Origin of the sequence: Xenorhabdus taiwanensis, from assembly GCF_036512875.1 — a bacterium.
Classification (GTDB): domain Bacteria; phylum Pseudomonadota; class Gammaproteobacteria; order Enterobacterales; family Enterobacteriaceae; genus Xenorhabdus; species Xenorhabdus taiwanensis.
In genome coordinates this window covers 3,162,273-3,175,757 of sequence record NZ_AP028978.1, presented here as the reverse complement: position 1 = coordinate 3,175,757, position 13,485 = coordinate 3,162,273, and the positions used below count along the sequence as shown (strand labels likewise).

Annotated in this window: 10 protein-coding genes and 1 pseudogene; all 11 read left to right on the top strand. The window is 45.6% G+C overall.

Annotated elements, in window-relative coordinates; all coding sequences use genetic code 11:
- Positions 1-49: 49 nt before the first annotated feature.
- The gene (locus tag ACE1SE_RS14760) at positions 50-1,849 is read left to right on the top strand and encodes an AMP-dependent synthetase/ligase (protein ID WP_374053681.1); all 1,800 of its coding nucleotides are present in this window, start codon (positions 50-52) and stop codon (positions 1,847-1,849) included.
- A 198-nt stretch (positions 1,850-2,047) separates the two neighbouring features.
- Positions 2,048-3,775, top strand: a complete 1,728-nt coding sequence (ilvI, locus tag ACE1SE_RS14755) for an acetolactate synthase 3 large subunit (RefSeq protein ID WP_374051508.1) — start codon at positions 2,048-2,050, stop codon at positions 3,773-3,775.
- 2 nt (positions 3,776-3,777) lie between these two features.
- A complete protein-coding gene (gene ilvN, locus ACE1SE_RS14750; RefSeq protein WP_374051507.1) occupies positions 3,778-4,269 on the top strand; it encodes an acetolactate synthase small subunit in 492 nt (163 codons plus the stop codon).
- Between the two features lie 88 nt (positions 4,270-4,357).
- Positions 4,358-5,365: a catabolite repressor/activator gene (gene cra / locus ACE1SE_RS14745; protein WP_374051506.1), complete on the top strand. Its 1,008-nt coding sequence runs from the start codon at positions 4,358-4,360 to the stop codon at positions 5,363-5,365.
- A gap of 648 nt (positions 5,366-6,013) precedes the next feature.
- Positions 6,014-6,472 carry a division/cell wall cluster transcriptional repressor MraZ gene (gene mraZ, locus ACE1SE_RS14740; RefSeq protein WP_374051505.1) on the top strand — a complete coding sequence of 153 codons (459 nt, stop codon included), beginning with the start codon at positions 6,014-6,016 and terminating at the stop codon, positions 6,470-6,472.
- Between the two features lies 1 nt (position 6,473).
- Positions 6,474-7,418: a 16S rRNA (cytosine(1402)-N(4))-methyltransferase RsmH gene (rsmH, locus tag ACE1SE_RS14735; protein ID WP_374051504.1), complete on the top strand. Its 945-nt coding sequence runs from the start codon at positions 6,474-6,476 to the stop codon at positions 7,416-7,418.
- The gene (ftsL, locus tag ACE1SE_RS14730; RefSeq protein ID WP_374051503.1) at positions 7,415-7,735 is read left to right on the top strand and encodes a cell division protein FtsL; all 321 of its coding nucleotides are present in this window, start codon (positions 7,415-7,417) and stop codon (positions 7,733-7,735) included. The genes rsmH and ftsL overlap by 4 nt, the downstream gene beginning before the upstream one ends.
- 27 nt (positions 7,736-7,762) lie before the next feature.
- Positions 7,763-9,545: pseudogene (ftsI, locus tag ACE1SE_RS14725) on the top strand (peptidoglycan DD-transpeptidase PBP3).
- Complete coding sequence (gene murE / locus ACE1SE_RS14720; protein WP_374051502.1) at positions 9,532-11,019, top strand: UDP-N-acetylmuramoyl-L-alanyl-D-glutamate--2,6-diaminopimelate ligase; 1,488 nt, start codon at positions 9,532-9,534, stop codon at positions 11,017-11,019. Before ftsI ends, murE begins: the two are co-directional and overlap by 14 nt.
- Positions 11,016-12,398 (top strand): UDP-N-acetylmuramoyl-tripeptide--D-alanyl-D-alanine ligase, encoded by a 1,383-nt coding sequence (gene murF, locus ACE1SE_RS14715; protein ID WP_374051501.1) that lies wholly within the window; start codon positions 11,016-11,018, stop codon positions 12,396-12,398. The genes murE and murF overlap by 4 nt, the downstream gene beginning before the upstream one ends.
- Complete coding sequence (gene mraY / locus ACE1SE_RS14710; protein WP_374051500.1) at positions 12,392-13,474, top strand: phospho-N-acetylmuramoyl-pentapeptide-transferase; 1,083 nt, start codon at positions 12,392-12,394, stop codon at positions 13,472-13,474. Before murF ends, mraY begins: the two co-directional genes overlap by 7 nt.
- Positions 13,475-13,485: the final 11 nt, after the last annotated feature.

Sequence of the window (13,485 nt, the reverse complement as noted above, 5' to 3'; positions counted from 1 at the left end):
ACACTTACTAAAGACGCTGAATGAAATATTTATACAGGAATATATTGTGATAACAGATCCTCTGCACTCCTATCACTTGGTTAATCGCTTGCAGCAGCAATTCAATGAATATCCAGAAAAAATTGCCTTTCGGCAATGGTCACTATCAGAACAGTTGGAAATGAATTGGCGGCAGGTTGAATGTACAACGAGAGCTGTGGCAAAAGCATTATTGTCATTGGAAATAGAAGTGCAGGGGAAAGTGGGTATTTTTGCGCAGAACAGTATGGCATGGTCATTGGCTGACTTAGCTATCCTTCAGCTTCGGGCTGTGACCGTGCCATTATACGCGACCAATACTGCTGATCAGGCGGCATTTATTCTTAATGATGCAGGGGTACAGGTGTTATTTGTTGGCGGGCAGGAACAATATGACATTGCAATATCACTGATTGAACTGTGTCCTAAACTTGCTCATCTTATTGTTATGGATGAGTCTGTCGACTTGAAAGGATGCCCGCAAGCATTGTATTTATCTGCTTTTATTGACAATGATTATTCGCAATATCAGGCAGAATTTAATAGCCGTATTGCGGGTCAGGATTTAAATGATCTCTTCACACTAATCTATACCTCTGGCACAACGGGAGAGCCAAAGGGAGTGATGCTGGATTACCGGAATATGGCGGCACAGCTCTATCTGCATGATCAGAGGTTAACATTGACTAATCAGGATGTATCGCTTTGCTTTCTGCCGCTATCCCATATTTTTGAGCGGGCGTGGAGTTATTATGTCATGCACACTGGGGCTCTGAACGTCTATTTAACAGAGACCAGTCTTGTGCGTGAAGCTATGTCTGATGTGCAGCCAACAGTGATGTGTTCTGTTCCTCGTTTTTATGAAAAAGTGCATAGTGCGATCTTAGAAAAAGTGTCCCGTGCGCCTTTTTGGCGTAGGATGATTTTTAATTGGGCATTGAAGCGGGGAGAAGAGCACTGGATGCGTCAGCAGAAGAATAAAAAAGGTTGCCCATTCACGCGCTGTAGTTATCAATTGGCTGACAAATTGGTGTTGAATAAGCTCCGTGGTCTTTTAGGAGGGCGAGTACGTTTCTTGCCCGTGGCAGGAGCACGCCTCGACGATGCCATTACGCGTTTTTTTCTGTCCATCGGCCTGGATATCAAATATGGGTACGGCATGACAGAAACTTGTGCCACGGTGTCTTGCTGGGAAGAAAAAAATTATCTGTTAGGCTCAATTGGTACGCCATTACCTGATGTTGATGTTCGCATCAGCGCGGAAGGAGAGATCCAAGTGCGTGGCCCTATTGTAATGAAAGGTTATTTCAACCGTCCAGAGGAAACTGTTCATGCCTTTACGGAAGATGGCTGGTTGCGGACCGGCGATGCCGGAAAGCTGGATGATAGCGGTAACCTGTTTATTACCGAGCGCCTGAAAGATTTAATGAAAACGTCAACAGGCAAGTATATTGCGCCGCAAATGATTGAAGGGACGCTAGGGCAGGATCGTTTTATTGAACATATTGCCGTCATTGCTGATGCCCGCCAATTCGTTTCTGCGTTGATTGTTCCCAGTTATGAAGCGCTGGAAGAATACGCGAAATCTATCAATCTCCATTATCGTGATCGCCTTGAGTTGTTGCGCAATCACCAGATTGTAGAGCTGTTTGAACGACGTTTAAAAGAAATGCAAAAAAATATTGTTAACTTCCATCAGGTCAAACGATTTATTCTTTTGCCGGAAGCCTTTTCAATGGAAAAAGGTGAATTAACACCGACATTGAAATTACGCCGCAAGGTCATTTCTCAGCGTTATCAGCGTGAAATTGAATCTATGTATCGGGATTGAAAATAGACAAAAGTTCGGCTCTTCTTCAACAAATGTTTCTAATGTGTAAATTGATGTTTGCTAACACTTGTATCTAACGTTATGTTAGTTAACTTAGCGTTATGGAATAAATAAGAAATGGAATAAATAAGGTAACTTTTTTGTTACCTTATGAAATTCTGACGATTAACTTGCAAACAGAGCCTGGAGGCAAACTCGATGGAGATGTTGTCAGGAGCCGAAATGGTTGTCAGATCACTAATCGATCAGGGCGTTGAACACGTGTTCGGTTATCCGGGCGGGGCGGTACTGGATATTTATGATGCCCTGCATACGATTGGGGGAATCGAACATATTTTAGTGCGTCATGAACAGGGTGCTGTTCATATGGCGGATGGCTATGCGCGTTGTACGGGGAAAGTTGGGGTTGTTTTAGTCACCTCCGGACCAGGGGCAACCAATGCTGTTACGGGCATTGCAACGGCATACATGGACTCAATTCCTATGGTCGTGTTATCTGGTCAGGTTGCCAGTTCACTGATAGGTAATGATGCTTTTCAGGAGTGCGATATGGTGGGAATTTCCCGTCCTATCGTGAAACATAGTTTTCTGGTAAAAAAAGCAGAAGATATTCCAGATACCATTAAAAAAGCTTTTTACCTGGCCGCAAGTGGTCGGCCAGGGCCTGTTGTTATCGATTTTCCCAAAGATACCGTCAACCCTGCACTGAAATTCCCGTATGTGTATCCTGAAAAAATTAACATGCGTTCTTATAACCCTACTGTGCAGGGACACAAGGGACAAATTAAGCGTGCATTGAAGACGCTGGTGGCAGCACAAAAACCCGTGATTTATATCGGAGGGGGTGTCATAAATTCAGCATGTACAACTGAACTGCGGAAGTTGGCTGAACATTTTCATATTCCGGTCGTCAGTTCGTTGATGGGATTGGGTGCATTTCCTGCAACGCATCGCCAAAGTCTGGGAATGCTGGGAATGCACGGGACTTTTGAAGCGAATAAAGCGATGCACAACTCTGATGTTATTTTTGCCGTGGGTGTGCGTTTTGACGATCGAACAACCAATAATCTGGAAAAATATTGCCCGGAAGCCACTGTATTACATATTGATATCGATCCAACCTCGATTTCTAAAACGGTAACGGCGGATATCCCCATTGTTGGCGATGCTAAACAGGTACTTGGTCAGATGCTGGAATTATTGGATTCCATAGAAGCTACCCAAGATCCTGATGCTCTGAAAGATTGGTGGCTTTCGATTGAACAGTGGCGCAGCCGCAAGTGTCTTGATTACGATCACACAACAGTGAAAATCAAGCCACAGGCGGTCATTGAAACCCTTTATCGTCTAACCAAAGGGGAAGCCTATATTGCGTCAGATGTTGGTCAGCATCAGATGTTTGCTGCTTTGCATTATCCGTTTGATAAACCAAGACGTTGGATCAATTCCGGTGGTTTAGGAACGATGGGATTTGGTTTGCCTGCTGCGCTTGGCGTGAAGCTGGCAAAACCTGAAGCCACGGTCGTGTGTGTAACAGGTGATGGCAGTATCCAGATGAATATTCAAGAATTATCTACTGCCTTGCAATATGGTCTGCCTGTTCTGGTACTGAACCTGAATAACCGGTTCTTGGGTATGGTGAAACAATGGCAGGATATGATATACGCGGGGCGTCATTCTCAATCCTACATGGAATCCCTGCCTGATTTTGTCAAATTAGCTGAGTCTTATGGGCATATTGGTATTTCCATCCAAACTTACGATGAATTGGAGGCTAAATTGACTCAGGCACTGCATGAAGTGACTGAAAATCAACGTCTCGTTTTCGTGGATGTTACCGTTGATGAGACAGAACATGTTTATCCAATGCAGATCCGAGGCGGAGCAATGGATGAAATGTGGTTAAGCAAAACAGAGAGGACCTGATCATGCGCCGGATTTTGTCTGTATTACTTGAAAACGAATCGGGAGCATTATCCCGCGTGGTTGGCTTGTTTTCCCAGCGAGGTTATAACATCGAAAGTTTGACCGTTGCTCCGACTGAAGATCCCACATTGTCACGCATGACCATTCAAACCAAAGGTGATGCTAAGGTATTGGAGCAAATTGAAAAGCAATTGCATAAGTTGGTGGATGTATTGCGGGTCAACGAATTAACAGCAGGGCCTCATGTTGAGCGTGAAATCATGCTGGTTAAATTACAAGCCAGTGGATATGGACGGGAAGAGATTAAGCGCAGCACAGATATTTTTCGCGGGCAGATCGTTGATGTGACTTCAACACTCTATACCGTTCAATTAGTAGGAACGAGTGAAAAACTGGACGCTTTTCTTGATTCAGTCAGAGAAGTGGCAGAGATTACCGAAGTCGCGCGATCGGGTATAGTTGGTGTCTCGCGCGGAGATAAAATTATGCGATGAAAAATCGTAATCTGCGGGTTAAAATACAGATATTCATTGAGCCCTACTGTAAAGTAGGGCTTTTTCATAATATTACTGAGGGGTTAATGTGAAACTGGATGAGATCGCCCGCCTAGCAGGTGTTTCACGTACTACGGCCAGTTATGTCATCAATGGTAAAGCCAAGCAGTATCGGGTCAGCGATAAAACAGTGGAAAAAGTGATGGCAGTGGTCAGGGAGCATAATTATCATCCCAATGCCGTCGCTGCTGGCCTTCGGGCGGGGCGAACCCGTTCAATTGGTTTAGTCATACCCGATCTGGAAAATACCAGCTACACACGTATTGCCAATTATCTTGAACGTCAGGCACGGCAGCGTGGCTACCAGCTATTGATCGCATGTTCTGAAGATCAGCCTGATAATGAAATGCGCTGTGTTGAACATCTTTTGCAACGTCAGGTCGATGCTATCATTGTTTCCACCGCTTTGCCGCCTGAGCATCCTTTTTACCAACGCTGGGCAAATCGCACATTACCCATCATCGCACTTGACCGTGCTCTAGATAGCGAACACTTTGTCAGTGTGGTTGGAGATGATCTCGAAGATGCGAAGATGCTGGCACAGGAACTGTGTCAATTCCCGGCTGAATCTGTCCTTTATTTGGGGGCATTGCCTGAATTATCGGTCAGTTTTTTGCGTGAACAAGGATTCCGCGAAGCATGGGAGCATGATCCACGGGAAGTAAACTATCTTTATGCCAATAGTTATGAACGTGAGGCTGCGGCTGAAGTATTTGCATCATGGTTAGAGATAAACCCTGTTCCTCAGGCCTTGTATACCACTTCATTTGCGTTACTTCAGGGAGTTATGGATACACTCCTCAAGCGCAGTGGCCGTTTACCTAGTCAATTGGTTATTGCCACATTTGGTGATCATGAGTTGCTTGATTTCCTTGAATGTCCAGTATTGTCGGTGGCACAACGCCATCGTGATGTCGCTGAACGTGCCCTTGAACTGGTATTAGCCAGTTTGGATGAAAAGCAGCGCCCAACCCCTGGAATAACCCGAATTCGTCGTCATCTATGTCGTCGCGGTAAGTTAAGCCGAAAAGTCTGATTGAGTACCCTCATTAAAGATGAGGGTGCTGTTTACCTGCCGAAAATCATCAAAATACGCTTGTTGAGGTAATTTTGAGATTATTCTTACTAAAATTCTTCTAAACGGCTTTTTATGACCGTGAAAATCGATAATGTGTTATTTAAATTCACAAGATGAATAATTTTGTAACATAATGTTATTATTCATGTGTGTTATTTGTTATTCGAGTATTATTTTTTTATTTGATTGATATATAGCCGTTTTATATTTTTAGATAAGTGAAAGGTTTTAATGTGTTATTATTTTTTATGCTACTGTAACCTAAATGTATAGTTATTATTAATAAGCTTGCGGTGGTTAACAATTGGGCAACAAAGAGATATGGGTTACATAAATTAATTTAAGTGGTAATTAATTGCGCTAAATTCCATCCCGAATAAGGCTATCTACAGATTTATTAAATTATTCAAAATTATCATAGTGTTATCCATTATTAATATAGCTAAAACTAAAAAATCCTTCTTTTTCTCTTTTGAATCTTTCTGTAAATCTAGCTAAAGCGCACGGGCTCTGGCTTGACAAGGTTTTCATACCATCCGTAAACTCTTAATTGTGGTGATTTGTGGGATAATGTGGAGATTTGGGCCATCAAGGGGTAACCTGAGTATGTTTCGTGGAGCAACACTGGTTAATCTCGATAGCAAAGGGCGGCTCACTGTACCAGCCCGATATAGAGAAATGCTGAATGAAGTATCAACAGGCCAGATGGTTTGTACTATTGATCTCCATCAGCCGTGCTTGTTGCTTTATACATTACCCGAATGGGAAATCATCGAAAAAAAATTATCTCGCTTATCCAGCATGAATCCAGCCGAACGTCGTGTTCAACGTTTGTTATTGGGACACGCCAGTGAATGTCAAATGGACAGTGCAGGACGTCTTTTATTAGCCAGCACACTGCGGCAGCACGCAGGGCTAATAAAAGAGGTCATGCTGGTTGGGCAATTTAATAAATTTGAATTGTGGGATGAGCAAGTTTGGTATCAACAGGTACAGGATGATATTGCGGCGGAACAATCCACACAAGAACCTCTATCAGCAAGGCTACAGGATTTATCACTATAACATGGCAAATAGTTATTTTAAGCATACCAGTGTACTGCTGGATGAAGCTGTCAATGGACTGAATATTCAAGAAGATGGAATTTATATCGATGGAACATTTGGACGAGGGGGACATTCTCGCCTGATTTTGTCGAAATTGGGACCCAATGGACGTTTGATGGCGATTGATCGTGACCCACAAGCCATTGAAGCGTCAAAGGCCATTACGGACAAGCGTTTTTCTATTACTCATGGGCCATTTTCTGAATTGGCAACTTATGCAGAAGACGCGGGTTTGATTGGAAAAATTAATGGCGTATTGCTGGATTTAGGGGTTTCTTCCCCACAGCTGGATGATCCTGAACGTGGTTTTTCATTTATGCGTGATGGGCCATTGGATATGCGTATGGATACCACTCGGGGGCAGTCTGCCGCAGAGTGGTTGATGAAAGCTGAAGCAGATGACATCGCATGGGTGTTAAAAACATTTGGTGAAGAACGTTTTGCCAAGCGTATCGCGAAGGCTATTGTGGCACGCAATCAGGAACAACCTATTACACGTACCCGAGAGCTGGCAGAGTTAATTGCTCAGGCAAGCCCGGTTAAAGAAAAACATAAGCATCCGGCAACACGCAGCTTTCAGGCTATCAGGATTTACATTAACAGTGAACTGGAAGAGATAGAACGTGCATTAGATGGCGCACTGCGCGTTCTGGCACCACAAGGGCGATTATCTGTCATCAGTTTCCATTCGTTGGAAGATCGCATAGTGAAACGCTTTATCCGACAACACAGTCAGGGGCCACAGGTTCCAGTCGGTTTACCTCTCACGGAAGCGCAGTTAAAAACGCTGGGGGGGAGAAATCTGAAATCCATTGGCAAAATGAAACCCTCAGAAGGTGAAGTAGCCACAAACCCAAGAGCGCGAAGCTCGGTTTTGCGGTTTGCTGAAAAGGCGGGTGAGTGATGGCTGGTGAACGTCATGGATTAGTTGGAGTGATTGGTAATGATTTAATTCGTAATGCCAAACTCCCACTGATTTTGCTGGTAGCCGTTGTTGTTTCAGCTATCAGCGTTGTGACGATCGCACATCAGACCCGCTTATTGACTGCGGAAAAAGAGCGTCAAGTAATCCAGCTTGATGCTCAGGATATTGAGTGGCGTAACCTGCTCCTTGAAGAGAACGCACTGGGTGATCACAGTCGGGTTGAACGGATTGCGACTGAAAAATTGCAGATGCAACACGTTGATCCGAGTAAAGAGAATATTGTGATCACTCAATAAGTCCAGTTGACAACCAAAAGGTGGGCGATGAAAGCTGCACGCTCTTTAAAGTTGAAAAAGCAAGAAGATAAAGCAAGTTTTGTAAGCTGGCGTTTTGCCTTGCTATGTGGAGGCATTGGGGTTGCTTTAATCGGGCTTTTGATTCGTGTTGCCTATTTGCAGATCATCAATCCTGATCGTTTGGTAAAAGAAGGTGATTCGCGTTCCCTGCGTATCCAATCCATCCCGACTGCCCGTGGCATGATTAATGATCGCAATGGGCGCCCACTGGCAGTGAGTGTGCCTGTTGATGCGGTTTGGGCAGATCCTAAGGAAGTGTTTGAAAAAGGCGGCATCACAAATGACACCCGTTGGCGGGCTTTGGCTGATGCCCTTTCTATCCCTCTTGAACAATTAACCAGCAAAATTAGCGAATATCCCAAGGGGCGTTTTGTTTACCTTGCTCGTCAAGTGAACACTTCTATCGGCGATTATGTCGAGAAATTGAAGCTACCTGGTATCTATTTGCGTCAGGAATCCCGCCGTTATTATCCGGCTGGGCAGGTGACAGCACATATTATTGGGGTGACTAACATTGATGGCAAAGGTATTGAGGGCGTAGAAAAGAGTTTTGATAACTGGTTGACCGGCATGCCGGGAAGCAGAACTGTGCGTAAGGATCGTACGGGTCGTGTTATTGAGGATATTTCATCTACAGATAGCAGGGCTGCCCACGATTTGACGCTCAGCATAGATGAGCGTCTTCAGACTTTGGTGTATCGCGAATTGACGAAAGCGGTTGCACTGAATAAAGCCGAATCAGGTACAGCCGTATTGGTTGATGTCAACACAGGCGAAGTCTTGGCGATGGCAAACAGCCCGTCTTATAACCCAAATAATTTGGCTGGAACGCCGAAAGATGCGATGCGTAACCGCGCCATCACCGATATCTTCGAGCCTGGCTCCACAGTGAAGCCGCTGGTGGTGATGAGTGCATTGAATAGTGGCATTGTCAAAGAAAATACGGTGTTAGATACCAGACCATACCGAGTAACGTATGGATCGCGGGGGCATGAAATTAAAGATGTTGCACCACGCGCTGAGTTAACTATCACCGGGATCTTACAGAAGTCGAGCAACGTTGGTGTTTCCAAGCTGGCGTTAGCGATGCCTGCCTCAGAGGTAGTGGATGCCTATTCACGCTTTGGGATGGGAAAACCGACCAATTTGGGGCTGGTCGGAGAAAGTAGTGGCTTATTTCCAACTAATAAACAACGGTGGTCAGATCTTGATAGGGCCACCTTTTCTTTCGGTTACGGGCTAATGGTAACGCCGTTACAGTTAGCGCGAGTCTATGCAACGATAGGCAGTCTGGGCATTTATCGCCCATTGTCAATTACCAAAGTCGATCCTCCCGTACCGGGCACCCGAGTATTTCCTGAAACTGTTATGCGGACAGTGGTGCACATGATGGAGAGTGTGGCATTACCGGGAGGAGGTGGTGTACGGGCTGCGATAAAAGGTTATCGCATTGCCGTTAAAACTGGTACGGCAAGAAAAGTCGGGCCGGATGGCAAGTATCTCAATGATAAGCATATTTCTTATACTGCCGGGATTGCACCGGCGAGTAATCCACGGTTTTCACTGGTTGTGATCATTAATGATCCACAAGCAGGCAAATATTATGGTGGTGCCGTTGCTGCACCTGTCTTCGGCACAATCATGAGTGGTGTTCTGCGTACCATGAATGTTGAACCAGATGCATTGCCTGCAGGCGATAAAAACGAATTTGTGATTAATCAATAAAGAGGATAAAAGTGGCAGATCGTAATTTGCGCGATTTATTGGCTCCTTGGGGTGTTGATACACCGGAGCTTCCGCTGCGCGAAATGACATTGGATAGCCGTAAGGCGGCTGCCGGAGATCTGTTTGTTGCGGTTCAAGGGCATCAGACAGACGGCCGAAAATATATTCCTCAAGCCATCGCTCAAGGTGTCGCAGCGGTGATTGCAGAAGCGAAAGGAAAAGCGGATAACGGCACGATGCAGAAAATGCATGGTGTGCCTGTTATCTATCTGGATAATTTAAATAGCAAATTATCAAAGCTGGCCGGCGAGTTTTACCAACATCCCGGCAATAAACTGAAATTGGTTGGAGTGACTGGCACCAACGGGAAAACAACAACAACCCAATTGTTGGCGCAATGGAGCCAAGGGCTTGGCGAAACCAGTGCCGTGATGGGAACAGTAGGAAATGGTTTGCTGGGCATGATAGTACCCAGCGAAAATACGACTGGCTCTGCGGTTGATATTCAACTTGATTTACAACAACTTGCTAACCAAAATGCCACTTTTGTTGCGATGGAAGTTTCTTCGCATGGTCTGGTTCAGGGAAGAGTGGCTGCATTGCCATTTCAGGCTGCTATTTTTACTAATTTAAGCCGTGATCACCTGGATTATCATGGTGATATGGAAAATTACGAAGAAGCCAAATGGCGACTGTTCAGTGACCATGATGTAAAGCAGAAAATCATTAATGCTGATGATGCTGTTGGGCAGAAGTGGTTGGCTCGTCTGCCGGATGCAGTTGCTGTCTCGATGGAAAATAACTTGCCAGAAAATTGGCAGGGGCGTTGGCTATCGGCCAGTGAGGTGCATTATCACGATAAAGGTGCTTCCATCACGTTTACTTCCAGTTGGGGGGATGGAACGTTCAATAGCCCTCTTATGGGCGCGTTCAATGTGAATAACTTACTGTTGGCGCTTGCAACTTTGTTGTCGCTGGACTATCCCCTGAAGAAACTGCTATCGACGGCTTCTTGTCTGAAGCCTGTTTGTGGACGTATGGAAGTTTTTTCTGCTGCGGGTCGTCCAACGGTTGTGGTTGATTATGCTCACACGCCTGATGCCCTGGAAAAAGCATTATCTGCGGCTCGCCTGCACTGTAAAGGGCAACTTTGGTGTGTATTTGGTTGTGGCGGTGATCGCGACAGAGGCAAACGTCCATTAATGGGGGGCGTTGCAGAGCAGGGTGCTGATCGTGTGATTGTCACTGATGATAATCCTCGCAGTGAAGAGCCTCAGTCAATTGTGGCTGATATCCTGCAAGGATTCATCGATCCGGGACAAGCGACAGCCGTTCATGGGCGGGTTGAGGCCGTCACCAGTGCCATTATGCAGGCAAGTGAAGAAGATGTTGTGCTTGTGGCAGGCAAAGGCCATGAAGATTACCAACTGGTTGGCAATCGTCGTCTGGATTACTCAGATCGCCTGACCGTTGCGCGTTTGCTGGGGGTAATTGCATGATCCCTCTGACACTACAACAATTAGCCCAGTTGACGGGTGGCTTGTTACATCGTGTTACCGAACAGCAAGCTGAAACTTTTCAAATTAATGCGGTGGAAACTGATAGTCGTAAGATCGTGCGTGGCGGGTTGTTTATTGCCTTAGAAGGGGAAAAATTCGACGCACATGATTTCGCGGCTGATGTAGCACAGCAGGGTGCCGGCGCTTTATTGGTTAGCCGTTATCTGGATATTGATTGCCCGCAGGTTGTGGTTAAAGACACTCGTCTGGCGATGGGAAAACTGGCGGGTTGGGTTCGTCAGCAAAGTAGAGCACGCATTATAGCGTTAACCGGATCGTCGGGTAAAACGTCGGTAAAAGAGATGACTGCGGCGATCTTGCGTCAGTGTGGAAGTACCCTTTATACAGCGGGCAACTTCAACAATGACATTGGGGTGCCATTGACCTTGTTCAGGCTTACTGATGAACACCAGTTTGCTGTAATTGAGCTGGGTGCGAACCATATCGGTGAAATTGCTTACACCACAGAAATAACTTGTCCTGAAAGTGCATTGGTCAATAACCTCTTTTCTGCCCATTTGGAAGGGTTTGGCTCGTTGGCCGGAGTGGCAAAGGCTAAAGGTGAAATTTTTGCAGGCCTTGCTCCGAGCGGAACCGCCATAATCAATCTTGATAGCAATGATTGGGAAAATTGGCAGCACAGCATTAGCGCTCAGCAAACAGTATGGCGCTTTTCCGTTTCATCAACAACGGGGGCGGATTTTTACCCAACAGATATTTTAGAACAGCCGTTGACAACACATTTTTGTCTCCATAGCCCAATTGGGAGTGTTGAACTGACATTACCATTGCCGGGAAAACACAATGTTGCCAATGCATTGGCAGCCAGTGCGTTGGCAATTTCTGTTGGTGCATCGCTGGATGATATTCGTACCGGATTATCGGGATTGCAAGCAGTTGCAGGACGTTTATTTCCTATTCTTCTGACTGAGGGAAAAATGATATTAGACGACACCTATAACGCGAATCCCGGTTCCATGATCGCTGCGGCGAATGTGCTGGCGCAGATGTCCGGTTATCGGATCATGGTTGTTGGTGATATGGGAGAGTTGGGGGAGCAGGTAATTGAGTGCCATTGTGAGGTGGGCGAAGCCGTAGCATCCACAAATATAGATAAGGTCCTCAGCGTTGGGGCTTTCAGTGCCCATATCAGTGATGCGAGTGGTCGGGGGCAGCATTTTGCGAACAAGACTGAATTAGTTGCAGCACTGCTTCCTTTATTGGAACAACACGAAATGATTTCCATATTAATTAAAGGTTCACGTAGCGCCGCAATGGAAGAGGTCGTGAACGTACTGAAGGAGAATTTCCAATGTTAGTTTGGCTGGCCGAATATTTGGTTAAGTATCACACCGGCTTTAACGTCTTCTCATATTTGACGTTCAGGGCCATCGTCGGCTTGCTTACTGCATTATTCATCGCGCTATGGATGGGGCCAAGATTGATCGCTTATCTGCAAAAATTGCAAATAGGTCAAGTTGTACGCGATAACGGTCCTGAATCCCATTTTAGTAAGCGTGGAACACCAACAATGGGGGGATTGTTGATTTTGTTCTCCATTACGATCTCTGTGTTGTTGTGGGCGCGTTTGGATAATTCCTATGTCTGGTGTGTTTTGCTTGTTTTAATCGGTTATGGCGTTGTGGGATTTGTGGATGATTACCGCAAAGTGGTGCGTAAAGACACCAAGGGACTAATTGCTCGTTGGAAATATTTCTGGCAGTCCGTGATTGCTCTGGGGGTCGCGTTTGTTATGTACAGCATCGGCAAAGATACATCTGCAACCCAATTAGTTGTGCCATTCTTCAAAGAAGTTATGCCGCAACTGGGCTTGTTTTACATTCTGCTGACTTATTTTGTGATTGTAGGAACCAGTAACGCGGTGAACCTGACTGATGGATTGGATGGCCTTGCCATTATGCCAACAGTACTCGTTGCCGCCGGTTTTGCCTTGGTGGCATGGGCAACGGGTAACGTGAATTTTGCTAACTACCTGCATATCCCTTATTTGAGTCACGCGGGTGAACTGGTGATTGTCTGTACTGCGATTGTCGGTGCAGGGTTGGGTTTCCTGTGGTTTAACACTTATCCGGCGCAAGTGTTTATGGGAGATGTTGGTTCATTGGCTCTGGGCGGGGCATTAGGAACCATTGCTGTGTTGTTGCGCCAGGAGTTCCTGCTGATCATCATGGGGGGCGTTTTTGTGGTGGAAACGTTGTCTGTCATCTTGCAGGTTGGCTCATTTAAACTGCGTGGACAGCGCATTTTCCGTATGGCACCGATTCATCATCACTATGAATTGAAAGGTTGGCCAGAGCCGCGCGTTATCGTGCGCTTTTGGATTATTTCCTTGATGTTGGTGTTGATTGGTCTGGCAACGCTGAAGGTACGTTAATCATGGCTGAA